The sequence below is a fragment of the Pseudomonas sp. SDO5271_S396 genome (assembly GCF_054071795.1).
Genome location: NZ_JBSVWB010000024.1, coordinates 24,559 through 49,073, shown reverse-complemented (window position 1 = coordinate 49,073; position 24,515 = coordinate 24,559). Strand labels below are relative to the sequence as shown.

The 24,515-nt window shown below is 59.5% G+C and carries 21 protein-coding genes and 1 pseudogene; 14 read left to right on the top strand and 8 right to left on the bottom strand.

Features of this window, described 5'->3' with window-relative positions; all coding sequences use genetic code 11:
• The first annotated feature begins 10 nt into the window (after nt 1-10).
• Both ACW9IN_RS17255 and ACW9IN_RS17250 read left to right on the top strand, forming a co-directional pair.
• Nucleotides 11-601, top strand: coding sequence for a LysE family translocator (locus tag ACW9IN_RS17255; RefSeq protein WP_457367016.1), 591 nt, complete (start codon nt 11-13; stop codon nt 599-601).
• Between the two features lie 186 nt (nt 602-787).
• Nucleotides 788-1,246 (top strand): hypothetical protein, encoded by a 459-nt coding sequence (locus ACW9IN_RS17250; RefSeq protein ID WP_457367015.1) that lies wholly within the window; start codon nt 788-790, stop codon nt 1,244-1,246.
• A 67-nt stretch (nt 1,247-1,313) separates the two neighbouring features.
• Here the strand turns inward: ACW9IN_RS17250 and ACW9IN_RS17245 are convergent, their stop codons facing one another.
• From ACW9IN_RS17245 to ACW9IN_RS17235, 3 genes are all read right to left on the bottom strand, one after another.
• Nucleotides 1,314-3,581, bottom strand: coding sequence for an autotransporter outer membrane beta-barrel domain-containing protein (locus tag ACW9IN_RS17245; protein ID WP_457367014.1), 2,268 nt, complete (start codon nt 3,579-3,581; stop codon nt 1,314-1,316).
• Between the two features lie 266 nt (nt 3,582-3,847).
• The gene (locus tag ACW9IN_RS17240; RefSeq protein WP_457367013.1) at nt 3,848-5,857 is read right to left on the bottom strand and encodes a hypothetical protein; all 2,010 of its coding nucleotides are present in this window, start codon (nt 5,855-5,857) and stop codon (nt 3,848-3,850) included.
• A gap of 200 nt (nt 5,858-6,057) precedes the next feature.
• Nucleotides 6,058-7,287: a hypothetical protein gene (locus tag ACW9IN_RS17235; RefSeq protein WP_457367012.1), complete on the bottom strand. Its 1,230-nt coding sequence runs from the start codon at nt 7,285-7,287 to the stop codon at nt 6,058-6,060.
• 222 nt (nt 7,288-7,509) lie between these two features.
• Between ACW9IN_RS17235 and ACW9IN_RS17230 the strand changes: the two are divergent.
• A pseudogene (locus ACW9IN_RS17230) lies at nt 7,510-7,620 on the top strand (transcriptional regulator); the annotation flags it as partial.
• Nucleotides 7,621-7,650: 30 nt separating this feature from the next.
• Here the strand turns inward: ACW9IN_RS17230 and ACW9IN_RS17225 are convergent.
• Nucleotides 7,651-9,276: a methyl-accepting chemotaxis protein gene (locus ACW9IN_RS17225; RefSeq protein ID WP_457367011.1), complete on the bottom strand. Its 1,626-nt coding sequence runs from the start codon at nt 9,274-9,276 to the stop codon at nt 7,651-7,653.
• Between the two features lie 236 nt (nt 9,277-9,512).
• Between ACW9IN_RS17225 and ACW9IN_RS17220 the strand changes: the two genes are divergently transcribed.
• The 3 genes from ACW9IN_RS17220 to ACW9IN_RS17210 are packed head-to-tail and all read left to right on the top strand — an operon-like array spanning nt 9,513 to nt 11,972.
• Nucleotides 9,513-10,940, top strand: a complete 1,428-nt coding sequence (locus tag ACW9IN_RS17220) for a nucleobase:cation symporter-2 family protein (protein ID WP_457367010.1) — start codon at nt 9,513-9,515, stop codon at nt 10,938-10,940.
• 13 nt (nt 10,941-10,953) lie between these two features.
• A complete protein-coding gene (locus tag ACW9IN_RS17215; protein WP_457367009.1) occupies nt 10,954-11,415 on the top strand; it encodes an LEA type 2 family protein in 462 nt (153 codons plus the stop codon).
• 5 nt (nt 11,416-11,420) lie between these two features.
• Entirely contained in the window at nt 11,421-11,972 is a 552-nt protein-coding gene (locus tag ACW9IN_RS17210; protein ID WP_457367008.1) for a GNAT family N-acetyltransferase, read from the top strand.
• A gap of 202 nt (nt 11,973-12,174) precedes the next feature.
• Here the strand turns inward: ACW9IN_RS17210 and ACW9IN_RS17205 are convergent, their stop codons facing one another.
• On the bottom strand, nt 12,175-13,101 hold the full coding sequence (locus tag ACW9IN_RS17205) for a carbon-nitrogen hydrolase family protein (RefSeq protein ID WP_457367007.1): 927 nt from the start codon (nt 13,099-13,101) through the stop codon (nt 12,175-12,177).
• A gap of 82 nt (nt 13,102-13,183) precedes the next feature.
• Between ACW9IN_RS17205 and ACW9IN_RS17200 the strand changes: the two genes are divergently transcribed.
• Complete coding sequence (locus ACW9IN_RS17200) at nt 13,184-14,080, top strand: LysR substrate-binding domain-containing protein (RefSeq protein ID WP_457367006.1); 897 nt, start codon at nt 13,184-13,186, stop codon at nt 14,078-14,080.
• Here the strand turns inward: ACW9IN_RS17200 and ACW9IN_RS17195 are convergent.
• The gene (locus ACW9IN_RS17195; protein ID WP_457367005.1) at nt 14,070-14,324 is read right to left on the bottom strand and encodes a hypothetical protein; all 255 of its coding nucleotides are present in this window, start codon (nt 14,322-14,324) and stop codon (nt 14,070-14,072) included. The genes ACW9IN_RS17200 and ACW9IN_RS17195 overlap by 11 nt on opposite strands.
• A 163-nt stretch (nt 14,325-14,487) precedes the next feature.
• Between ACW9IN_RS17195 and ACW9IN_RS17190 the strand changes: the two genes are divergently transcribed.
• Complete coding sequence (locus tag ACW9IN_RS17190) at nt 14,488-14,808, top strand: DUF883 family protein (RefSeq protein WP_457367004.1); 321 nt, start codon at nt 14,488-14,490, stop codon at nt 14,806-14,808.
• A 36-nt stretch (nt 14,809-14,844) separates the two neighbouring features.
• On the opposite strand, the gene ACW9IN_RS17185 is transcribed toward ACW9IN_RS17190, so the two are convergent.
• On the bottom strand, nt 14,845-15,882 hold the full coding sequence (locus ACW9IN_RS17185; protein WP_457367003.1) for an Ldh family oxidoreductase: 1,038 nt from the start codon (nt 15,880-15,882) through the stop codon (nt 14,845-14,847).
• A gap of 174 nt (nt 15,883-16,056) precedes the next feature.
• Here ACW9IN_RS17185 and ACW9IN_RS17180 point away from each other — a divergent pair, with 174 nt between their 5' ends.
• Entirely contained in the window at nt 16,057-17,760 is a 1,704-nt protein-coding gene (locus ACW9IN_RS17180) for a hypothetical protein (RefSeq protein ID WP_457367002.1), read from the top strand.
• Between the two features lie 4 nt (nt 17,761-17,764).
• Nucleotides 17,765-20,896: a dermonecrotic toxin domain-containing protein gene (locus ACW9IN_RS17175; RefSeq protein ID WP_457367001.1), complete on the top strand. Its 3,132-nt coding sequence runs from the start codon at nt 17,765-17,767 to the stop codon at nt 20,894-20,896.
• Between the two features lie 21 nt (nt 20,897-20,917).
• On the opposite strand, the gene ACW9IN_RS17170 is transcribed toward ACW9IN_RS17175, so the two are convergent.
• Nucleotides 20,918-21,187 (bottom strand): PepSY domain-containing protein, encoded by a 270-nt coding sequence (locus tag ACW9IN_RS17170; protein ID WP_457367000.1) that lies wholly within the window; start codon nt 21,185-21,187, stop codon nt 20,918-20,920.
• Nucleotides 21,188-21,338: 151 nt separating this feature from the next.
• Here ACW9IN_RS17170 and ACW9IN_RS17165 point away from each other — a divergent pair, with 151 nt between their 5' ends.
• The 4 genes from ACW9IN_RS17165 (at nt 21,339) to ACW9IN_RS17150 (ending at nt 24,484) form a co-directional block, all read left to right on the top strand.
• Nucleotides 21,339-22,334, top strand: a complete 996-nt coding sequence (locus ACW9IN_RS17165) for a FecR family protein (RefSeq protein WP_457366999.1) — start codon at nt 21,339-21,341, stop codon at nt 22,332-22,334.
• A gap of 329 nt (nt 22,335-22,663) precedes the next feature.
• Nucleotides 22,664-23,122 (top strand): hypothetical protein, encoded by a 459-nt coding sequence (locus ACW9IN_RS17160; protein ID WP_457366998.1) that lies wholly within the window; start codon nt 22,664-22,666, stop codon nt 23,120-23,122.
• Nucleotides 23,119-23,670, top strand: a complete 552-nt coding sequence (locus ACW9IN_RS17155; protein ID WP_457366997.1) for an adhesin — start codon at nt 23,119-23,121, stop codon at nt 23,668-23,670. The genes ACW9IN_RS17160 and ACW9IN_RS17155 overlap by 4 nt, the downstream gene beginning before the upstream one ends.
• Before the next feature lie 67 nt (nt 23,671-23,737).
• Nucleotides 23,738-24,484 (top strand): hypothetical protein, encoded by a 747-nt coding sequence (locus tag ACW9IN_RS17150; RefSeq protein WP_457366996.1) that lies wholly within the window; start codon nt 23,738-23,740, stop codon nt 24,482-24,484.
• Nucleotides 24,485-24,515: the final 31 nt, after the last annotated feature.

Sequence of the window (24,515 nt, the reverse complement as noted above, 5' to 3'; positions counted from 1 at the left end):
GTCTCCTGCGATGCTGGCGTTTATCTTGTTCGCCTTTGTTGCTTCAATTACCCCCGGCCCCACCAATATCCTGGTGTTGAGTCACAGCGCACGTTACGGCTTCAAGGCGGCGTTGCCGATCATACTGGGGGCTTGCGCGGGTGCAGCAGGGATCGTGCTGTTGGTGGGCAGCGGCGTCGGCCAATCCCTGGTGCAGGCGCCCCGGGTACAAGCTGCGATGCAATGGCTCGGCGTGGCCTGGTTAAGCTACCTGGCGTGGCAGATATTCAGCGCACCCGCGCAGGCCATTGATGTGCCGTCCGCACAAAAGCGACTGGGTCTGAGAAGTGGCGCCAGCCTGCAGTTGATCAACCCCAAGACCTGGATGATGGCCTTGGCGGTGGTCAGTGTGTTTGCGAGTAACGAAGCGGGTCGCCAGGAGCAGGTGTTAACGTTGTCGCTGGTATTTTTTTTGACTGCCTTGCCCTGTCTCATGACTTGGGCAGTACTGGGTGCGAGTTCGAGTAGGGCGTTGCGCTCGACAACGGCCATGCAATGTTTCAACCGTTGCATGGGTTTGCTCCTGCTGGGTTCAACTTGGCTGAGCGCACTCATCTCATAATAAAAAAGACCTCGTTATCAACTTACTACGTCAACCTGCGCAAAAAGGAGCAACAGGCACGGATTGCCAATGGTGTGTACCTGTTAGATCTGACAGTTTACAGGGCCGACACGCTGTTATCTGATGCTCGTACAGAGCCCTCGATGACTCTGGAACGCCTACATCAACGGCCAAGGAGAAGTCATCATGCCCGCAACTTCCCAAGCACTAACGTCAGCCCAACAAGCGAAAATACTGCCTAAAAAACGCTCGGCAATCGGTAAGTATGACGTCATCATCAATTCACAGCCTGAAATCTTTCAAACAAAAACCCTGGTGCATGATGCCCAATACGCCATCTATAAGCTAAAAGGACGGCAGGCGGACAACACGACAATCATCAAGGAAATACTCATTCAGTTACCCGACACCACTCGCCCCGCCAGCATAGATCTGGCCAAGCAGGATGAGCATGGTGCGCAGGTTTGGTTCTCGGCCAAATCACCCGACGGGCATTACACCTTGAAGTGCATTTCAGGGACATTGATCATTTCAACGATATCCGGTGGTCCCCTTGCGATGAAAGGTTCACTGGCTGCGCTTACTGAGAAGACGACCTTCGGGCAAGAATTTTTCGTCCAGGTTTCCTTTGACCTAACGACCTGATGATGTCACTGCACAAGCAAACAAACGCCCGTCTCTTTCGAGACGGGCGTCATAAACGGATAAGCGCTTACCAGGTGTAACGAACACCAACGTTGGCGCCCCACGGCTGTTCTACTTTACCGCCGCTGCTGTGTTCGAGGTCCGCATGCAGTTGCAGGTTTTTCGAGAGTTTCACCGCGACACCCGCTCCGAATTCAGCGCGAGAGCCGGAAAGGTCGTTGTTGAACACATTGTTGTTCACCTCAACCTTATTGTTATTGGCAAACTCATGCACCATCGCTGCACGTAAGTAAGGCTGCAGTACACTGCCGCTGTCGAGCTGGATATCACGCCCTACTGTCGCACCTGCCTTGGCCATGATCGAACGCGTACGCTCACCGTTGGCTTTGAGACCGTTATCCAGATTGTAATTAGCCCCCTGGATCACTACCGTAGACATCTGGGCGTAAGGTTCTACGAAGAAACCATCGTCCAATTTGATGTTGCGACCCACTTCTGCGGACAGCCCGCCCCCCGTGTTGCTGTAGGAGCCTTTGGTAGTGGTGCGGTCGCTCAAGCCCACCTTGGACTCGTTGTTGAATCGGTTGACCTTCGCCACCGCATCAAAGTAGAAACCACTCTCTTCGTCCATCCAGGTGGCATAAGCACCCACGTAGTAGCTCTTCACGTTGCCGGAAGTACCACGGTTGAGGTCCAGATCCGAGGTACTGTGACCGGCCATCACACCTACCAGCCACTGGCTGTCGGTCAGCGGCATATCGGCACCCAGCGTGAAGCCTTGCTGATTCTGTTTGTAGCCCACGCCTGTGCCCTCGGCGACTGTGTATTTATTGCCGTAAGCACGTACCCACATGCCAGCCTGACCAGGCTCGAAACGCAACTCACCCATACGCGTACGCAAAGACGTTGCTTCGCCATACCAAACGGTCGGAGCCGTGTTGAACAGTGCCAGGACCGAACGGGTGCCCGGGCTGATCACGCGATTGTTAGGGTCGAGGAACCAGTCGGTACCTTCCTTCTTCAAACCGTACGAATAGGCCCCTACGTCCACCACATCACCGACCAGGGAAAAGTTCGCGTCACCGCCGCCGGTATGCACCACGCGGATTTCTTCCGGGTTGACCGGCTCGGCACCACTGGCCGCGAGCAACAGGCTGTGATCGCCCGTGGCGTTCCCGGTGATGTTCAGGAAGTCGGTGGTGCCATTGGCAAAATCGGTCCCCATTACGAAGGTACCGTTGCCATCGAGGCTATCCAGATCCAACTGGTAAAACGCATCGGTATCACCGAATTTAACCGTACCACCTGCCAGGCTGAGAGCGCCTACCTGGCTGTCGCCGGTCATCTCCCAATAGGAGGCGTCGCCCACGCTGAGCGTAGAGACATTCTGCAACTGCCCCGTCAGGCTGGCGTTATTTTGCAGGCTCAGATGCGCAGTGCTGCCGGCCTCGACTATCACATTTCCCGTCAAGTGGCTGTTGTTTACGTTCATGGTGGCCGTTGCGCCGCCATCCACTTCCAAAATCGTGCCATTGCCGCCGGTCAAGGTGGACCCATTGCGCACCTCAATCTCGACAGTCGGCATATCCCACGGACTACCGCTGACCAGAATGGCCGAACCGCTGCGCCCTTCGACATGGGAATTATCCAGCACCAAATGGCCGACATCGTCGCCGTTGGGTTGGTTGCCCACCACAACACCGTTCTTGCCACCGATCACAGTGCTTTGACTGGCAGTTACCGTCGCCGCGCCGTCCAGCCAGATACCAAAACTGTCAGCGCCGGTGCCTTCCACCAACGTGTTTTGATTGAGGTGCAACTCACTGTTGCCAAAAACCAATGCGCCGCCGAGCGCGCCCTTGATCGTGCTATTGAATACGTTTGCAACGCCCCCCTTGAGGGAGTCGTAGCTCTGAAATGCCTGCAGACCGAAATTCGAATGGCTGATCAGGTTACTGTTGGTGATAGTCGCATTACTATCATCCAGGCGCACTGCGCCCCACAACGTATTGTTCGACTCAACGTGCGCGCCATTCAGGTCGACGGTGGAGCCCTGGGTGGCGCGAATGTCGTCCACTCGGCTGCCAGCATTTACGATCAGCGCCGAATCATTGACCACAATACGATCTGCAGTAGCGCCATTGAGCGTTAATACAGATTTGTCATCCAATTGCCAATCATTGACAACTTCGCTGCTATCAATGGTTTTTTCTTCGCCGATTAAATGGCCTGCCTGTGCAGTCGTTTGAACCGATACAAACATAAAAAACGAAAGGGTTGGAACTTTCATCATCTTGCTCAAGGGTTTGAGCTCGAAGTTAGCTAACATAGACATGGTGTTCACTCTTTGGGTAGAGCCTCTGAAAACGGTTTGGCTCGTTCTCTCGGAATGGAGCCTTGCCGGTGCGACGCAGAGGTTACGCAGCGAACATACCCAACACTGTAGGAATAATCTGAGTAACAAATTAAACGTACTGAAGTGATAAAAGCACTGACCCCATCAGGTGAAACACGCAGGAACAGCCAACCCAGACAATGAACAACTGGCAGATGCACAACAGGGAAGCCAATGCTTCCCTGTTGTTTTCCATTTGAGTAACGTTAAGGGAACGCAACACCGTCGCAATACGAGTCAGCCTCCGAAAAAATCGTATACACCTCTGCCATAGCCCCGTGACCGGTCGCCCCACTCGAAAGTACTGTCGTATAAGTCATCTCGATCGGCCCATAAACTGCCTGCGCCAGGAATGGGCGGTAAGGCACCCGGACAACCCGGTCGGTGGTCAAGTCAGCGGCGTTGACTGTAATGGGGACAGCCAGCGTGAATGGGCCTGTCGGAAGCGCCGGGTGCTGGTTAGTCAAGGTAAGGTTTATCGTCAATGTATTACCCGCCACCAACCTTGTGTCGGCAGGAATCACGACCTCGACATAATGGGTCGTGGCTGGCGATGGGTCGGCTCTCAACGATGCACACGTCCAAAGACCAAAGGCGAGGTTACCGAACTCAGCAGCATCGAGTTCTTCCGTCACTGCGTCGATCACGTCCACAAGGGTGTCAAGGGACAGGTTCTCATTGGTCGTGCCGGGGCCGGTAACAATGTAACGCACCGGTATGTCCTGGCCATTGCCGTGATTGACTAACAGGCTCCAAGGCACCGTGAAGGTGAAATCCCCGGTTATCGTGCCACCCAGGTTGAACGGTCCGACTCGCTCGCGGCTGGCGCCCCACTCCACCCAGATATCGTTCATGCCGTGGGGCAGCGCAGCGACGGTCCAGAGTGGAATGGTGATGGTGACCGGTTGATTCGCATGGGCGATTCGCAGCGTGTTCAATTCGGTGGATCCTGCACCGAATACCTGCAGCAGATTCAAATTGGGGTTTGGGTCACCTGGCTCGAGAGTGCCTGGCAGTGTTGCCCCTTCCACCGAAAAATCAAATCGCCGGGTGATGGGGGGAATAGGGATAAACAGGCCATTGCGTTCAATGCGACCGTCAAACGTGACTGGCATCGGGCCCAGTGTCGCCGTGTAGGCGGCCTTTAGCGCAGCGTTCAGACCGTAACCAGTATTATCGAAGGTCACCGGGAACGTAATGAGCGCGGGAGATTGCGCGAGATAGGGTTGTGCTGCCACGCGCATTTCGTACAGGTCCAACCCTGGGACAGCATCGGGGTGATCAATGACTAAAGCTGTAATTCCCGCGACATAGTCATCTATATCGAGCAAATCATCCGTACTACCGCCATCGGGTGCATCAGCCAAGGGGAAGAACAAGGGAAAAGGCACCGGATCGGGCAACAGGAGCACCGTGCGAGAGTCTGCAATAGAGGGCCGACTGAGGTTACCGGCAAAGTCTTCAATGACGTAAATAAGGTAATACAGCCCACCGAGGACAATCGTCGAAGAAGGTATCAAAAAGGTGGCACCTGCCGCGGTCATGGGCACCCCGGCACCGCTGACCAGGCTAGGGGGAGTCGGGAACATATCCGGACCAAAGTAAATATGGACACGATCGCCGTCTTCGAATCGGCCGCTCACAGGGCCGTAGGAATTCGCAGGGATACCTACCTCCACGCCGGCATGAGTTGCCAGAAAAGCACTGTCAATTACCGTTCCCACAGGAACGTTGTCGAAGGTGGGAACGTCCGGTTGCTCCCTCGTCAGCGCTACGGCGTAAGGGGCAATGACATCCACATTCAGTGGGCAAGGGAAGGATTCCTCGCCGGTTGGACCTGGCACGCCCCCCGCATTTCGGTACTGAACCGTCCTGAGTTCGTAGCGGTTGTGAGCAAACTCCGGCGCGGGTGCAGGCACAAACTTGTCAATCGTTGTGATCGGGGGATTCGGCGGAGCGGGTGTGCTACCTGGTTCAATCTGGAAGGGAGGCAGGAGAACAGTCCAGGGCCCTGTGCCACCCGAGGTTGTACGCCACTCGATACTGATCCAGTCATTTCTTAGCGTAACAGCTCCGACACGGCACTCCACGGTGATGCCAACACTCGCATTCGAACTATGAATCAAGCCGTCCGCAGTCCTGATTGTCTCAGCAATGGTGGGCGCATTAACAATCAGCGGCGCTTTAGGGTTAGTGACGATTGGATTGCTGCTCATTTTTTGCTCTCCTGTGCATTTTAAGTAGGCGTCGCCTAAACACTCAAAAGTCCCCAAGGGCCGACATCATTGTTTCAACCCGATAAACAACTGACCGATATTCAAACTGCGGCAACACTGCTCCAACTGCCAGTGATTCAGATCCTGGTCGAAGGCTTTAAGAACGCTGCGGCTAGGCTCCTGCGGCGATAGCGGCCGGATCAAGGCTCCGGTGCATTGCCATCGATCCAGCAATACAGCGTGGGTGGATCCGTTGTAATCACCACCCGATCAAGTTTCGTGTATCTAAACGCAGATATCCCCACCACGAACTGTCCCCTGGACACCACGAAGCAGGCCCTGCCCCCCGCAGTGTCTTTCAGTGGTCGAATCACACGTTCGACGTCAAGGATGTCGAACGTGCAGCCCCCCGCGTCGGCCACTTCGTCCCAAAAATGTGTGAGGGTCAGCGCGGTATCGGCAATTGGGTTTTGATCTGGCGCGCGGGCATACCCCTGAAACCGCATCGTGAGCAAATCCCCGTGCTCGAAAGCAGGATCAGCATCAACAAGAACCTGGACCCTGGTCCACATCGGCGGCTGGCTGGTGCACGTTATGTAATACGCGTGATGCGTTTCTGCCTGCGGAAAACGTGGGCGGGCAAACAGGATGGGGGGCCCCGTCAGCTGAAGCGTCGCCTGTGCTACTTGAGAGAATTGCGGGTTGAGATTGCCCGCATAGTCCTGCAAGCGATAGAAACAAAAAATCAGCAGGGCACCCGGGAAACTGCGAAATACATCCGCAGGAACAAGCACACTAATCGGCCCGGTTGCATTCGCAATTGGAGGAGAAATCAGGGTTGGAGCACCTGTTGGCAGCGTGTCCATATCTGAAAAATAAAGCAGGACTCGGTCATTTGCTGCCCGCCCTGAGTAGCCCTCTGGAATTTGCATCGGCACAAAAGGGTTACTGATCAAATAGGCGTCAGTAATGGGATCGGCGGGATAGATGGCGGGGGCAAGCAGACCGACTCCGGGGAATTCCCGGTCGATCGTAAACGTTACGCTCTCAGACGGTTCAAACGTCGGGTTGGACGGGTCCAGGTTGTGGACGCGAAAGCTTAATTCAACCACTGCACTGCTCAACAAGTAACTGGCAGGGATGGTTGCGTAAAGTGGAAACGGTGTGGTGTCTAGCACCTCAATGGTTGATTCCGGGACATCAATGGGGTTCGCACCGACCACATGCCAGACAAATACAACGTATTGACGCATTCCAGGCGGTCTGATGGGCCATGGTATTTCAATTTCTACTTCCAAGTCGGTGTCGTTATACAACGCAGGAAGCACATTGCCCGGCAGTAGGCGAATCACGTCTGGCGCATCCAGAACCAACACCCCGCCTGAAGGGGGTCCACCAACATTTGCCTGGCCTGAGCTTGAAGCTTTCATCCCAACCTCCTGTCCATTCACATCGTGCTTGCAGCAACAAAGTGAGGGTGTTTGAGGTTGATTGAATACCTGAAGCACGCTTGCGGATACTGTCAGAACTCACAGGTAGCTCTACCGTTTGTCGCGGTCCATCAAAAGGATGAGCTTTCTTCTGGTTCGAGATTGTTTTGACAAACCGGCCCGACCGATGCGCTTCTGAAACCGGTTTCAAGCCTGGTGGCGTGCAACACCGAAGGCTTAATCGCAAATACCCTGGGCCATCACCTCGACCAATTGCTCGAACTGCAAAGGGAGATGTTCCTGGTGCTGGTGGATCGTAAGGTCGACCCCTTGCAGGAGTCGACTCCTACAAGGGGGGGGCTGTCAGATCACGAACCGCGCCACCATCGCGTTCAGGTCCACCGCCAGGCGCGACAGCTCATGGCTGGCCGCACTGGTCTGGTTGGCACCGGCTGCCGACTGGGTCGCCAGGTCACGGATGTTCACCAGGTTGCGGTCCACTTCGCGCGACACCTGAGCCTGCTCTTCCGACGCGCTGGCGATCACCAGGTTGCGCTCGTTGATCAGGCTGATGGACTGGGTGATCTGCTCCAGGGCCACACCGGCAGCACGGGCCATTTCCAGGGTGTTCTGGGTGCGCTGGTTGCTCTGCTGCATCGACTGCACCGCTTCGCCGGTGCCGTTCTGGATGCCGGCGACCATCTTCTCGATCTCCTGGGTCGACTGCGCCGTGCGATGGGCCAGGGCCCGCACTTCGTCGGCCACCACCGCAAAGCCGCGCCCGGCCTCGCCTGCCCGTGCCGCTTCGATGGCGGCGTTGAGCGCCAGCAGGTTGGTCTGTTCGGCAATCGCGCGAATCACGTCCAGCACTTTGCCGATGTCACGGCCCTGGGTGGCCAGACCTTCGATCAGGGTGGCGGTGTTTTGCACGTCCTGGGTCATGGTCTGGATCGCGCCGACGGTTTCCACCACGCGATCACGCCCTTCCCGCGCGGCCTGGTTGGACTGGCCGGAGGCTTCGGAGGTCGACACCGCGTTGCGCGCCACTTCTTCCACGGCTGCGGTCATCTCGTTGACCGCCGTGGCGGCCTGGTCGATTTCGTTGTTCTGTTGTTGCAGGCCCTTGGAGGCCTCTTCGGTCACGGCGCTCAGTTCTTCCGCTGCCGAAGCCAGTTGCGTGGCCGAACCGGCGATGTGCTGGATGGTCTGGCGCAAGTTGGCTTGCATGGTAGCCAGGGCGCCCAGCAAACGTGCCGGTTCGTCCTTGCCATCCACATCAATGGTTTTAGTCAGGTTGCCGCTGGCGATGGTTTCGGCCACCTCCACCGCTTTGCGCAATGGCGTAACGATGCTGCGCGTCAGCAACCAGGCGAGCAGGACAGTCAGCAGCGCGGCAACCACCGACACGGCAATCACACCGCTGATCGCACCCTGGTAGCTCTGCCCGGCCTCCTCGTCGGCCTCCTTGGCGTCGGCGGCGTTGATGGCGATCAGTTTGTTCAGTTGTTCGCCCATCTGGTCGGTGCCGTCCTTGATACGGGAGTTGATCAGGGCGCGCATCTCATCGACCTTGTTCTGCCTGGACAGCGCCAGCATCTCGGCCTGGGCCTTCAAGTAGTTCTCCAGCGTGGCCACGAACGTCTTGTACAACGCCGCTTCTTCGGTGCCGGCAGGCAGTGCCGCATAGCCGGCCTGGGCGGTTCTGACCTTGTCGGTCAAGACGCCCATGCGGGTTTCGGCCTCCTGCAGGCCGGCAGGCTCGCGGTTGACCAGCACACGGAACGACAGGATGCGCAGGCGCAGGACGTTTTCCGTGATGTTGCCAAGGTAGGTGACGCTGGGCAGTTGTGTGGCGCTCATGTCCACCGAAGACTGACGGATCTGCGTCATGCGGTTGACCGCAAACACCCCCAACAAAACCACTAACAACGCAATGAACGCGAAACCGAGGAAGGCTCGAGGGGCAATATTCAACTGACGGAGGGACATAGGGGCTGCTCTCAAGAAGTAGTGTTTGCGAGCTTCCCTGCCGCGAAACGCTCAGTCAGCGTCAACGCGCCGCTCTGAGCTTTGGCCGCCACTGTTGTCATTGGTCTGTGGGCCTAAACCAGATATCGGCAGGGCCCGGGATTTTATGCAGGGTCTTCATAAATAATTTTTTACACTTCTGACGACCGGTCATTTCTGGCATCCTGCGCCTCCATTTTCTGACCCGAGCCCGCATTTTGTCTGACGCTCAAGCCCCCCGCCCGCGCTATAAATCCGACCTGATCTACGGCCTGGAAGACCGCCCGCACTTCACGGCGGCGATTTTTGCCGCGCTGCAACACGTGCTGGCCAGTTTTGTCGGCATCATCACCCCGACCCTGATCGTCGGCGGTGTACTTGGCCTGGAAAGCGAAGTGCCGTACCTGGTGAGCATGGCGCTGTTCGTATCGGGGTTGGGCACCTTCGTGCAGGCGCGCACGTTCGGCCCGGTGGGCTCAGGGCTGTTATGCCTGCAAGGCACCAGCTTTTCGTTTATCAGCGTGATTCTCAGCGCCGGGTTCATGGTCAAGGCGCGAGGCGGCGGCACCGATGAAATCCTCTCGACCATTTTTGGCATCTGCTTTTTTGCCGCTTTTATCGAAGTGGTGCTCAGCCAGTTCATCGGCAAACTGCGCAAGCTGATCACCCCGGTGGTGACCGGCACCATCATTACGCTGATGGGCCTGTCGCTGATCAAGGTGGCGGTCACCGACATGGCGGGCGGTTTCGGTGCCAGCGACCTGGGCGCCGCCGGCAATATGGGGTTGGCGGCCCTGGTGCTGCTGACCATCGTGGTGCTCAACCGCTTCAACAACGCGTTTTTGCGCCTGGGCTCGATCGTGATCGGCCTGACCCTGGGGTTCGTGGTGGCCTGGTGCCTGGGCCGTGTGGACATGGCGGCGTTGCCCCAGGTGCCGCTGATCAGCGTTCCCGTACCGTTCAAGTACGGTTTTTCGTTCGACTGGGTGGCGTTTATCCCGGTGGCGGTGATTTTCCTGATTTCCCCGCTGGAAGCGGCCGGTGACCTGACCGCCAACTCGATGATTTCCCAGCAGCCTGTCAAGGGCCCGCTGTACATCAAGCGCATCAAGTCGGGCCTGTTGGCCGACGGCCTCAACTCGGCGATGGCCGCCACCTTCAACAGCCTGCCGATGGTGACCTTCGCCCAGAACAACGGGGTGATCCAACTGACCGGTGTGGCCAGCCGCTACGTGGCGTACTTCATCGCCGGCCTGCTGGTACTGCTGGGCCTGTTCCCGGTGATCGGCGCAGTGCTGCAACTGATGCCCAAGCCGGTATTGGGAGGCGCGACGCTGATCATGTTCGGCACCGTGGCGGTGGCCGGGATCAAGATCCTCGCCGAAGCCGGGTTGCACCGACGCAACGTGCTGATCGTGGCGATTTCCCTGGGCATGGGCCTGGGCGTGGCCGCTGTGCCGGAAGTACTGCGCGAACTGCCCAAGGCGCTGCATAACATTTTCGAATCGCCGATCACCGTGGGTGCGTTCTGTGCAATCCTGCTGAACATTTTCCTGCCGGAAGAGTTCATAGAGCTGGAAGAAGATGAATTCGATCCGGAGTCCTCTACCCTCAAAGTGATGCAGGATCCGGACGTCACAAAATAGGAGCACCCCGTCGATGCGCAAACTCATGGTTCTATCGTTACTGCTGCTGACCCTGAGCGCCTGCGCCCTGTTCCCCAATCGCGACCCGGTGAACATCAACGTGGTGGGCATTGAGCCCCTCCAAAGCCAGGACCTGGAAGTGCGCTTCGCCGTCACCTTGCGGGTGCAGAACCCGAATGAAACGGCGATCGACTACAACGGCGTGGCGCTGGACCTTGAGGTCAATGGCCGGCCTCTGGCCTCCGGGGTGAGTGACCAGAGCGGTACCATCCCGCGCTTTTCCGAGGCGACGTTGAGAGTACCGGTGAGTGTTTCGGCGTTTTCCGTGCTGCGTCAGACCCTGGGGCTCAGCCAGACCCAGAGTTTGAACAACCTGCCCTACGTGCTGCGCGGCAAGTTGGCCGGTGGCCTGTTTGGCACCCAGCGTTTTGTCGACCGTGGCACGCTTGACCTGCCGAACACAGCCACTTGGTGATCGCCATGCAACCGACGCTCTACACCGAACGATTGATCCTGCGCCCACTGACCCTTGACCATGCCGACGCCATCCAGCAGATATTTCCCCACTGGGAAGTGGTGCGCTACCTCAATGACGAAGTGCCCTGGCCTTACCCCGCTGACGGTGCGCGCAGCTTTCTGGAAAACGTGGCCTTGCCCGGCATGGCACGAGGCGAGCAATGGCACTGGGCGATCAGCCTGAAGGACTCACCTGACACGTTGGTCGGCAACATCAGCCTGTTCGATACCGAAGACGACAACCGTGGCTTTTGGCTCGGCCAGCCATGGCACGGCCAAGGGTTGATGACCGAGGCTTGCGCGGTGGTGACTGACTACTGGTTCGGCGTGCTCGAACGCGCGGTGTTGCGCGCGCCCAAGGCAGCCCCCAACCAGGGCTCGCGGAGGATTTCCGAACGTGGCGGCATGCGCTTGGTCAAGACGGTTGAAGGCCACTTTGTCGAAGGCAGTTTCCCACGGGAAATCTGGGAAATTACCCGCGAAGAATGGCTGAACTCCAAATCCTCCAATCCATGAAGATCCACTCTGTGGCTTGTCGGATCGCCGCACCGCTGCGATGACGGCGGCACAGCCGACAGAGATGCTGTCTGACCCACCGCTTTCGCGGGCAAGCTCCCACAGGGGATTGAGGGTGGCTGGAAAAACGCTGCTAGCAGCGCCATCGCGCCGGGCGCTTTCTTGCCAACAATAGAGCGCCCACATTTTCCCCACCCTATTGTCAGTCCTTGATGAAGCGCACGCCCGGTTTGGCCCGCTCATCCACACTCAACTCGAACACATCCGGCCGCGCATAGTGCCCCACCACGTCATAGTCATAGCGCGCCCGCACCAATTCATCGGTGTCGATCCGCGCCGTCAACAGCCCCGCTTTCCCCACCAGTGGCCCGGCCAGGATGTCGCCCATGGGCCCGACAATCACACTACCGCCGGCAATCAATGGACGGTCTGACGGCCAATTGGCAATGTCGACACCCAGCGCGTCCGGCGAAGCCTGCACCTGGCACGCGCTCACCACAAAGCAGCGGCCTTCATGGGCCACATGGCGCATGCTCACCTGCCACATTTCGCGTTCATCCACGGTGGGTGCACACCAGATGTCCACGCCTTTGGCGTACATGGCCGTGCGCAGCAGCGGCATCATGTTTTCCCAGCACACGGCGCCGCCGATACGCCCCACCGCCGCATCGATCACTGGCAATGTCGAGCCGTCGCCCTTGCCCCAGATCAAACGCTCGGTGCCGGTGGGCATCAACTTGCGGTGCTTGGCCACCAAGCCACCGGTAGGCTCGAAATACAGCACCGTGCAATACAGTGTGTTGCCACTGCGTTCGATCACACCCACTACCAGGCTTGCGCCCGTGCGAGCCGACAAGCCGGCCAAGGCGTCGGTCTCGGCGCCGGGCACATCGATGGCATTGGCAAAGTAGCGAGCAAAGGCTTCGCGGCCTTCCGGCAGGCGGTAGCCCAGTTGAGTGCCGAAGGCTTCACCTTTGGGATAGCCGCCCAGCAGCGCTTCTGGCATGACCACCAGCTGCGCGCCGCTACGGATTATTTCGTCCTCGTAGCCGAGGATTTGCGCCAGAGTCTCGCCCTTGCCGCCCGGCAAGGCACCGATTTGCAAGGCCGCCACAGTAGATACAGGCATTACGATCACTCCAACATCAGGGGGTTGCCCATTCTCCGGCCAGCCAGGATCATGAATAAAGCCCACCTCAGTGCTGAATGATATGAACCAGACAAATATCGCCCAAATTGACCTGAACTTGCTGAAAACCTTTGAAGCGCTGCATGACGAGTCCAGCGCCAGCCGCGCCGCCGTGCGTCTGGGCGTGACGCAGTCGGCCATCAGTGCAGGGTTGCGGCGTTTGCGCGAGGTGTATGGCGACCCTTTGTTCGTACGCACCGGACGTGGACTGGCGCCGACATTGCGCGCCAATCAGTTGAAACCGGTGATCAGCGAGGCACTGGAGCGCTGCCGGCAAAGCCTGGCCATGGTCAACCCGGATAACCAGCAGTATCAGGGCCGTTCCGTGGTGCTGGGGTTGTCGGACGATTTCGAGATTGCCTACGGCCGGCGACTGATGGAAGAGATCGCCCGGCGCGCGCCGAAACTGCGGGTAATTTTCCGTCAGACCCATAGCCAGATCGTCGCCGGCGCCCTGCTCGACCGTACGCTGGACCTGGCGATCACGGCGGGTGGCTTTGCCCACGGCAGGCTTAGCCGGCAGGTGCTGGGAGAAGGTGATTACCGTTGTCTGGTGGATTCAGAGCAGGCCAGCATCAGCCTGGACGAGTTCGTCGCCCGTGAACATGTGCTGGTGTCATCCGGTGGGTTTATCGGGATTACCGACGAAGGGCTGGCTGCACAGGGGTTGAGCCGACAGGTGTGCGCCTCCACCAGCCACTTCGCGGCGCTGCCGTTTCTGCTCAAGGGCAGCCGGGCCGTGGCGACCATCCCGGGGCATGCAGCGCAGGCCATTGCCGACCTGACCGGCCTGCACGTACTGCCCTGCCCGCTGGCATTGCCACGCTACCCGGTGGAGTTGGGCTGGCGCACCCAGGCACAGCTGGATCCGGTGATGCTGAAAGTACGCGAAGCGATTGTGGCGAGCTTTACTTGTTAGCCGCCATCAGCTTGTTGACCTCACTGCGCACCATGTTGGAGAACTCCGGTGGAGACATGCCGTCGAGTTCGGCGCGGACCCACTCGGCCCATTTGCCCTTGCGCTTGGCACGCTCGCCGAACAAGCGCGTCGCTTCGCCCTTGGCCTTGCCCAGGTTGGTTTGCCACAGCTCATAGAGACGGGACTTTTCATCCTCCAGCTCGGCGCGCTCGGCGAGGGTCTTGTTGGCCAGATTGAAGCTCATGTTGAATTACCTGCTGCACAAATGGAGGACATCTTACACTGTAGGTCGAAATTTCCTGATTCGGATTTTGCCCGGAACCACACCCGGGCAAAAAAACTGCAACTTTTGCCGCCGCGCGACACTCCATTGTTCACTGTCACATTCACCTGCAAGGAGACACCCAATGGCTCGCAAATCCGCTGCCCAAGCCGTCGAAGACCAAATCAAGGATCAAGCTTTCAGCGAACTGGCCGCGCTGATCGAGGAATCGGACAAGCTGCTCAAAAGCAGCGCTTCCCTGGTGGGTGAAGAAGGTGAAACCCTGCGCGAGCAGGTCGCCATCAAGCTCAAGCAAGCCCTGGACTCGGTGTCCAACGTGCGCGAGCGCAGCAAGCCGGTGGTGGATGCCACCGAAACCTATATCGGTGGCCATCCGTGGCAGACCGTCGCGATTTCCGCCGGCTTTGGCCTGGTGGTTGGCCTGCTGCTGGGTCGCCGCAACTGATCGACGCCGGCTGCGCCTGAACGGGCGCAGCCGGTTTTACTGTCCGGCCAACGCCCGCAAGCGCGCCAACTCGTCAGCATCCACCTCGATACCCCGCTCGTCAGACTTCACCCGCGTACGGTGACGCCGATCCCCCGGCAAGCGCCGCAACCCTGCAGCATGCATCTGCCGCACCAGTTCCTGGCTGCGCTCGGCGAACGATTGCCCGGCGGTCTTGCTCGGGTCGATCACGATCAGCAATTGACCGGTCCACGGCGTGCGCGCGCCGGGATGGTCGGCCCAGCTGAATTCGAACGAAAAGTTGCCTCCGGTCAACGCCGCCGCCAGCAGCTCGACCATCATCGACAAGGCCGACCCCTTGTGCCCGCCAAAGGGCAGTAATGCGCCACCTTCCAGCACGGCTTTCGGGTCCTGGGTCGGCTGGCCAAGGCTGTCGACGCCCATGCCCGGTGCCAGTCGCTCGCCCTTGCGCGCAGCGATCTGGACATCGCCGTGGGCGATGGCGCTGGTGGCCAGGTCGAACACGATCGGTGGGCCATCGGCACGGGGGGCGGCAAAGGCAATGGGGTTGGTGCCGAACAAGGGACGGTCGGCGCCATGGGGCACCACGCAGGTCATGCTGTTGACCACGCTCAGCGCCACCAGGCCCTCCTCGGCGAAAGGCTCGACGTCAGGCCACAAGGCGGCGAAATGGTGGGAATTGTGGATGGCCAGCAAGGCGATACCGGCGCTGCGGGCCTTTTCCACCAACAACGGGCGCGCCGCTTCCAGGGCCGGCTGGGCGAAGCCATTGCCGGCATCCACGCGCACAAAGCCGGAGGCCACATCGCTGACCACGGGCACGGCCTTGCCATTCACCCAGCCGCTGGCCAGGGTGCTGAGATAACCGGGGATGCGAAAGATACCGTGGCTGTGGGCGCCATCGCGTTCGGCGCTGGCGCAGTTGTGCGCAAGGATCGCGGCCACATCGTCGCGGGTGCCGTGGCGAACGAAGATGGCGTGGAGCAAAGCCACCAGCTCAGCGAAGCCGATAATGGCGCTAGAACTGTCAACTACCGTGGGCTGGGTAGACATCTGAAGCTCCGATTTTATGATTGGAAGGGGCTACGGGCGTGAAATCCAGACCTGTGATTAAACAACGCGGCCAGCGCCTGCTGTCAATGCCGATCACGGCAAATATCTACCGTCCTGGCCCTCACCTGCCGGTCTAGCCTGTGGATCCATTTTCCCCGGCACTGGAGACCGGACATGGCGCGGGTCAATCCCCCCTATTTTTTCGATGAATTCCTCAGGCCGCACAAACGCAACCAGCCCACACCCCGCGAGCGCCTGCTGGGTTTGACACTCAAGGACCTGGACTGGCTGAACACCCTGTATTACGCCACCGACAAGGCTCGGCAGAACCCAACACTGCGCGAGGCGCCCATGAAGGTCGAGAAGCTGACCCTCAGCCAGGCCGGCGGTGTATCGGTGCCAGTGGCTGGGGTGTTCATGATGAGCCCCAGCCCGGATGAAAACAAAGCCGTGCTGTACACCCCCTACGGTGGAATCGAGGTGTTCGACAGCCGTGAGTCACTGCTGAACAGCCTGACAATCGATATCAATAGAAACCCTCAAGTCAATGATTTACTTAAATTTATAGCCATAAGAAAGCGCCGTTCCATTGTTCCCGGCACGGCACTGACCTTGACGCCCGAGACGATTGAGGGCGCGGTCATGGAAGACCAGGAGCAATCGATCCAGGCCAGTCAGCAGCAGAACCTGCGCGACATGCTGGACGCATTGCGCCAGATTCCTTCCCTGCAAGAGATGCTGGATACCCTCCTGGGCATCATGGCACGCGCCGACTTTCCGGGCCTTGATCAACGCGATACGCGCATGGATGTGTACGCCACCGACGCGCTCGATTCGGCCTGGATCGCATCGATGCCATTGAGCCAGGCACTGTTGCAGTTCTACGTAGCGCAAGAATGGCCCACGGGGCAAACCCGCCGTTTTATCAACCCGCGCCACGTTACCACTGATCACAATCAAACCCAGGCGCGCTGGCACCGCCTGGTGGAACAGACCTGCGGCACGTTCTCGGCGCTGCTCGACAGCCTGTTGCAGACCTACTGGAATACCGAAGTCAGCCCACACTTCTCTCGCCTGGCATTTTTTGCCGAAGTGCTCAGCGAGGCCTTTCGTGCCGACCTGCTGCTCAAACGGCAGGCGGGTATCGTGTCGTCGCAGGACAGCCTTCGGCTGCAAGCCCTGATCTCACCCGGCCAGAGCACCGGTACCGCACACAGCAATGCATTGCGCGTTGAAAAAGTTCGCCTCGACGCCCCCTACCAGCCGGCAGTCGAGCTGGCAGGAACCTTGATGATGGGCGGCAGTCCTGCCTACCTGTATACCCACTCGCGGGGCCTTCAGGTGCTCCACGACCTCGACGACCTGCAGGCGACCCTGCTCAGCCTGCTCAAGGCCGACGGTCATCAGGATGAGTGGCTCAACTTTCTGTCCCTGGACGAGCGCGCGGTGTTTCTCGACCTCGATCCGGTGCGGGTCAGCGGAACACCGATCGACGGCGATGTGTTCAAGACGCTGGCAGAAGACATCATGATCAAGCAGTCGAGCAACCTGGAGCATGCGCTGGCGCTGTATCGTCGCAGCGACGGCAACATTGATCCGGGCGCCTTGCTCGACTGTGCCCTGGACGTGCGCAGCCTGCTCGACCCGCGCCTGCGGGCGCTGGACGCAGGCGGGCGCTGGAGTCTCAACCCGGTGTCCCGCCAGGAGGGGCGCCTGGCTACCGTCAAGGCTGAACACGCCAAACGTGCACTGCCTCGTCTGCAGGCCATCGACGCGGCCCTGATGGCCAGTTTCAACAACCCCCCCCACATTGCAGGCGCTGACCGCCCATGCGTTGTGCCGGCAATTTCTCGCCCATCACCAACCTCACCTCAGTGACGGAATGCTGGCGGGGCTGCGCAGCGAAAGCGAACTGGCGCGCCTGGACAATACACTGAGCCTGCGGGCCCACGACATACTCCACACGGTGCTCAACCCCGAAAGCCTCGTCCGGCTGACGCGCCACGGCTTGAACGGCTTTTTGCCGGACGCTTTTGGCTTGACGCTGAAGGTGGGCGCCGCCCCTTCCCTGTTGGCCCTGGCCAATTGTTTTGTCCTGACCGAGCGCGGCGGTGTTGACCCCAGGCAGTCGGGACAGGCCCTGCTATGGACACCGGGGCGGGGTCATGAAGCCTTTGCCTCGCTTGACCACCTGCGCGAGACATTGAGCCAACGCCTGAAACATCCCGACCAGCGTCAATACTTGCTGGAAAACCTGCCTGCCAGCCAGTGCGTGCCGCACCAACCTTATGAGCCGGGTCCACTGCAGCGCATCGATGAAAATCTGCTGCACAACCGCCTGCGCAGCTACGCCGACACGGTACACGACGGCATCGCTCATCGGCTGGGCATGGGCCTGAGCGCAGGGGCGCTACAGGGCAGCCTGAACGATATTCTGCGGCATGCGCCCCCCACCAACCTCACGCGCGCCATGGCACTGGCGCAGTCCATCATTCATCGACAGGCCCTGCCCGCCTGGTTGGGCATGGCCGCGCCCGATGAACAACTGCTGCACGCTCAGTTGCTGGAGCAACAACGCCTCAGTGCTGTCGGAGGGCAGGATTATCTGCATGGCATCGTCCCGTTGCGCGAGCATGTCAATCACACCCTGACAGCACTGCTCAACGCCCGGTTTCCGGAACAGGAGAACAATCCCGACCATGTGCTGATCCCCACGCGGCTGGGGCTGGAGGGCACCGCTCAGACACTGACCGATTTCGCCATGGGCCACTTGCCGAACCTGACGGCCGACCACATTCGCCCGCGCTCCCGTAGCGCTGCGCCATTGCCGACGGGGCTGGACGGGCACGCCGTGATGCAACTGGTGCAACAGTTGGGCCTCAAGTCGTTCTACCAGAAATGGCTCGACACTCACCTGGACACCCAGGCGGTTGAGCGGCGTCAACGATGCACGCTGTTCTGTCGGCAACTGCCGTGGCAAGTGTTGCGACACGCCCATGAAGAGCACTTGGAGGAGCGATTGTCCGACGCCGCCTGGGGATTCGTCCGGCAGATCTTCGATATGCCCGACGCCGTCGCACGCGATGCCATCAACGGTGTCACCGCCCTCATTCGCCCACTGGAGTTGATCGCCACCGCAGGGGCTGCCGTGGTGCGCGCGACCGGTCTCTACCTGATCGGCCCCCGCCCCGGCGAACCTGGCCCGCAGGTGCTGTACACCCCCTATCGCGCCAGGCGGGTATTACAGGAGTACACCGATGAAGCAGACCTGCTGCGCGAACTCAACAGCCCCGGTGAGTTGCAGGACTGGATCGCGCTGAACCTTGACGCCGCGCATCAGGCGACTTACCGCAATCTCTGGCGGGAGGCGCTGCACGGTTCGGTGCCGGACATTCGCTTGGGCAGCCATCCGATCGCCGGCAGTGCGCTGTTGCGTCTGTTCGACGACAACACCATGCTGCTGAAGCGAATGTTCGAGAACCAATTCGAACCGCTGGGCCGGCGGCAATGGGAGGCGGTGGTACGCCTACTGGAGAAAGGCGCTCCCGGCGCTGTGTCATTCATGGCCGGCAAACTCGAAATTCCAAATGTACTCTGGCGTAGCTACTCACTGTTCAAGGACGCCGCCGAACACTTGCAACAACGGCGCTGGAACGAAGGTTTGCGCGCGTTTATCCGGGGCGTGGCGCAGATGGCCGCGCTGCGCAAGGAGGCCGATTACTTTTTGCCTGACACCGACGCCGCCCCAGCGCCCACAACCATCAGTGACTGGCTGAAGGCGCCGCCACCCACCGCCGCGCACTGGGGCGACATTGCCTTGACCGCGCCTCTGCGTACACGCCTGCAGCGATTCGAGACCCACAGCGTCGCCCTGAATACCCTGACAAAAAGCCTGTCGACCCATGTTTATACCGACAACTCGACCCGACAGGCCTATGTACCGGTGGCGGGCAAGGTCTACCCGGTCAAACGTGGCGGCACGCGCTGGTGCATACACGACGGCGAACAGCAGGGCCCTTGCGTGCAACACAACGCCGAGGGCAAATGGGTGCTCGATCTCGACAGGCTCGACCCGCGCTTCGGCAAGACCCTGTCACGCTACGCGGACCGGGTGAATACCCGCATTGCACAGCGCCAGACCATCAATATCGAAGCCCATGGGATGCGCGAAATTGCGGCGCTGTCCAGCTGGAAAGCCCGCTGCATCAATGAAGCGCTGAACGTCGCGACCTACTACGCGGTGACCAGCAAGCGCAACCTGGTTCACTACGCTGGCGAGCGGGATCCTGCCAGCCGTCTGGGGCGCTTTTTCAGCGAACTGTTCGGCGTGCATCGAGTGACGCCAGCACAATTGATCCGCATCGAAACCAGCCTCGATGCCGTGCTCAATGCGCTGGTGGATCCGACGCTGACGCGACCGGACTCGATGCGTTTCGTGACCGGCACCAGCCGCTGGTCTCCGGAAGACACCTACGCGTTCACCCTTCCGGACGACGCCGAACACAAGATCTATCTGGTGGACCGCTTTTTCGACCCCAGGATGGATATCTACCAGAACCGGTTGACCGTCCCCTTCGACATCTCTGCGCATGCCCGCGCGGCCACGTTGATTCACGAATTGACGCACGTGACGTCTCAAACCGAGGACATCGCGTACCTGGACAGCATGCGCCCATTCCATGACCTGATTAACACCAACGTGCTGGGTGCCGCCGTGCTTCGCACCGACCTGCGGGTATTGCGCAGTACCGCGCTGTCCACCCTGACGCCCGTCGATATGCTGTTCAAGAGCTGGGACGCCTACGCCGAGACGTGGGAAGACCTGGGCAGCCATTCACTGACCCGATCAGCGCGCAACACTGTTCTCAAGCTCGCGGGTGCCAAGACCCTGGATGAGGCCAGACACGTGTTCATGAGTGACGAAGACAAGCGCATCGACATCATTCTGGCCAATGCCGACTCGATAGCCTACTTGATCACGCAGTTGGGACGGGAACTGGAGGCAGGGGCCTGAAGCGGCCCCTGGCGAGGGGGATCAGTCTTTTTGATCACGCAGGATATTGCCGGAGGTGCCGTCGATGCGTGCTTCATACACGGTGCCATCGGACTTACGCCCTTTGACTTCCCAATAGCCGTCGTTATCGGCTTCAGCCTGGTAGACCTCGATGTAGCCAGCCTTGGTCTTGGCCACTTCGATAGCCTTTTCGATGGTGATCCAACCCGCTCCGGGCTTGTCTGCCAGGGCTGCGCCAGCGCTCAGCAAGGCGGAGGTTGCACACAGGGCGATTAAGGTTTGCTTCAACATACTCGTACTCCTTGGGGGATGACTGACAAATGTCCTGAATTTTTTAGGTGCTTTCAAACGAGAATAAGTTCCAATTGATGTGCAATCGCCATGACGGCTGTTCTCGCCGTCGGCCTGTGGAGGTTAGAATGCGGGAAATCAGGATGAGTCAATGAGCGAAAAGTCCCTTTCCGAAGCCGAATACGACGCTATCACCGACGCCGCCGCGCATTGGTGCATGCGTCTGCATGCAAACGATTGCACGACGGCGGAACGTCAGGCCTTTGAGCAATGGCACGATGCCCATCCCCTGCATGCGTTTGAATACGCGGCCATGCTGGAAATCTGGGACGTCGCCGATCATCTGCCCCGCAGCGCACCTGCACCGATGGTGATGCCCCTCAAGCCGCGCCGCCGCTTGCGTACCTATGCAGCGGCGGCTGCGATTTGCCTGGCAGTACTGCCATTGGCGGCATTTACCGGTTGGGAAGCCGGTTGGCTGCCGAGCGCCTATCAACGTTTCGACGCCTCGAACGGTCTGCGCCAGATCACCCTGGGCGATGGCAGCCAAGTGGAACTCAACGTCGGCACCGAGTTGGTCTACAGCAATTACAAGGACCAGCGCCGTGTCACGCTGAACAAGGGCGAGGCGTTTTTCAAGGTCAGTCATGACAGCACGCACCCGTTCATCGTGCACGCCGGCGAGGGGCAGGTGCGTGTCACCGGCACCCAGTTCAACGTGTGGAAGTACGAAGACCAGGTTCGGGTGATGCTGCTTGAAGGCTCGGTGCAGATTTCCAGCAGCCCGTTGCACGCCGGTGTCCCCCTGACACCCGGCATGCAGGCCAGCTATCAACACGGGGACGCCAGCCCCCGTGTCGCTGCGATCAACCCCAATGACTCCGCCCTGGCCTGGCGCCAGGGCAAGCTGATTCTCGACAACCTGGCCTTGGCCGATGCGTTGCCGCTGATCAATCGCTACCTGAACAAGCCGGTAATGCTGGCCGATGCCAGTACCGGCGCGATTCGTATCGGCGGCATCTACAACATCAATGAGGTCAACAACCTCGTCCCGTCCCTGCCCAAGGTTCTGCCGGTCTACCTGACCCAGAACCAGGACGGCAACCCCGTCCTCAACGCCATCCCGCGTAAAGCCCCCAAAGGCTGAGCCCTTGTCGTCAGGCCCAGGCGTATACGCGCCTGAAGTGTCCATTTTTTTTACAGCGCCCTGCCCTGAACCGCCCATGGTGTACGGATTCATGCTTTTGTCATGGGCAGTGTTACAGCGTTGATACAGGCAGGTGAAGCGGTTGCGCAGTGGCTGCGCAGACAGGCGTTCGAAGGGCGCTGTCTCACGGCTGATACAGCCTCGTGATCATTTTGCCGCGAACTTTTCGCAACGCTTTGATTAATCAGGACAAATAAAAAGCGGCACGGCTTCTGCTCTATCCCTGACAGCGCTGTTTAGGGTCAGCGCGAAGAATAAGGAAGGCCGCCGTGATGACACTCACTCAAGGTTCGATGAACGTACTGCTGGCCAGCTGTGTACTCAGCGCCAGCATCAGTCTTCCGACCCTGGCGGGTGACGGCGTGATCGTGACAGGCCGCGATGTACAGGCCCACATGTATGGCCGCGCCGCCTTCGGCCCGGACCCGTATCCCCAGACCGCCAATGTGAACCCCAGCCGTGAAGTCCTCGGCGCCCTGTCGGGCGAGCTGAGTGACCGTGACTTCGGCAGCGTCAACAGCGGTTTGAGCATGACTCGCGCACTCCAGCCCACCGGCAACCTTTCCACCTTGAGCGCCACGCAAAACAGCATGTCCACGCTGGGCGCCGGCGCAGCCGCCAGCCGCTCGGGTGGCAGCGGCAGCATGGGCGGACAGATCAGCGATTCGATCCAGCGTGGCCTGGCGCCCCTGAACAACATCGGCGGCATGCTGGGAGGCAAACAATGAACCGTTCCCTGCTCCTGCTGGCCCTGCTGACCAGCGCCTCGGTGATGGCGGACAACACCGCCGTGATCAACAACAGCGGCAAGGCCTACCAGGGCAACGTGATGATCAACCAGGCGGCGGGCAATCAGCAGCAAACCACCAACAATCGCGCCGTCGCGCTCGGTGGCCAGGCCACCACCCGCACCATCCAGAGGATGGACGGCACCGTCGACCCTTCCCTGAACGCCAAGGCGGCGATCGAGGGCACCTCTTTTACCAATGGCAACGGCATGTTGGGCGTCAACCAGTCAGCCGGGGCCAATAACCAATTAGTCAATGCGGTGCGGATCAGCGTCAATCCTGGCCCGCAAAGCGTTGATGACAGCGTCCTGTTGCAACAGAACACGACGACGCTGGCAACCGACTCAGGGCTCACCCCCACCACTGGCAGCCGCCAGGTCGTGACAAGCGACCAGGCCTTCACCGGCAGCCGAGGAGTGATACAGGTGAACCAGAGTGCCGGGGTGGGGAACCGAGTGGCTAACACCCTGGGCATCACTATCAAGTAAGCGCTTGGTAGCACTAGCTAGACCGTACCAACACTTAACCAACTAATTAGAAGCAAGGAGAAACACCATGAAACCTCAAATGGCTCTGAAACCAATGGTTTTCGCTCTGGCCGCACTCATGGCTGCTGCTGCTCAAGCAGGTGGTGGCTGGCATCCTGCGCCTCAACCTACCGGCGTGGTTGCCTCAGTGGTTACGGATGTGCAAAACAGCATCGGCAACAAGTATGACGACACCAAAACCGAAAACAACGCTTCTGCCGATGGCTCGGTGACTTTCAACAGCGGTAATACCGGGGTCAACGTTCAAGCCGGCAGTGGCAACCAGGCCGACAACTCGGGCGCGATCTCCAGTGCCAAGGGCGACTTTGCCACCGTGTTCGCCGTGGTCGATGTGAACCAGAACAGCGGCCTGAACAACTTCGTCAGCAAAGGCATCCAGAACAACGCCTCGCTGGATAATTCCGCTAACCATAACTCGGGCAACCTGGGCTACAACGGCCAGGCCGGTCAGGGCAACCAGGGCAAAAACAACCTGGCGATCACCACAGCAGATGGCAAAAACATCGCCGCGGCCGCCAACACCGAGCAAAACTCGCTCGCCAACAACTACCTCAACACTGCGGCCACCAGCCACGGCTATGGCCATGGCAGCAAGCCTCAATACGTGTCGAATAACGCCAGTCTCGACAACTCGGTCAACAACAACGCCGGCAACGTGGGTGTGAACCTGCAATCCGGTTCTGGCAACCAGGCCAGCAACAGCCTCTCTGTAGGCCAAGGCTGCAGCGTCTGCTCCAGCGGCGTGCGCTTCTGATGCAACGAGGGCCTTGGCAACAAGGCCCTTT